Genomic DNA, 524 nt, shown 5'->3' with positions numbered 1-524 from the left:
AGCTAACAAGGACGAGTTACCCCAAAACGATAAAAACGATCAACATGCATCAGCAAAAATACAACGAGCTGTCCATATGGACAGCTCATTTACATAATTTTCGAAAGTGGAAGTTATTTTCTTAAATAATAATATATTTTTCTTGAAAATTAGAAGTAAAGCCTCCTACGTGAACATCTGTAATATTATTAAAATCAGTTGATACATTTACAATAATCTCTGAAGGCTGATCCATTACATATCCTTGCTCAAAAGTGAAGGTATTATGTTTTTTAAAATTTTTATTTTGTTTTATTAAATAACATGCTAGTGCTGCATTTGATGTACCAGTGGCACTTTCTTCTGGAACATTAAACAAAGGTGCAAAGTTTCTACAATGAGCTGTAGAATTATATAGTGTTTCCAGTGTACATACATGATAACCAATTACATTATATTTCTTACTTATTTCAGCAACCCTCTTCATATCAGGAATAATCTTTAACAGGTCTGAAAGTTTTCTGACAGGTATAATAATATCGTGT

The 524-nt window shown here is 30.7% G+C and carries 1 protein-coding gene; it reads right to left on the bottom strand.

The features are described 5' to 3' along the window. Positions 1-121: 121 nt before the first annotated feature. Positions 122-524 (bottom strand): PhzF family phenazine biosynthesis protein (locus AC1DJR_RS33095; RefSeq protein WP_477004579.1); only part of this gene is annotated, 403 nt, incomplete at its 5' end.

It is taken from the genome of Bacillus sp. 05T31 (assembly GCF_056396725.1).
This window is presented reverse-complemented; position numbering and strand designations above follow the sequence as displayed.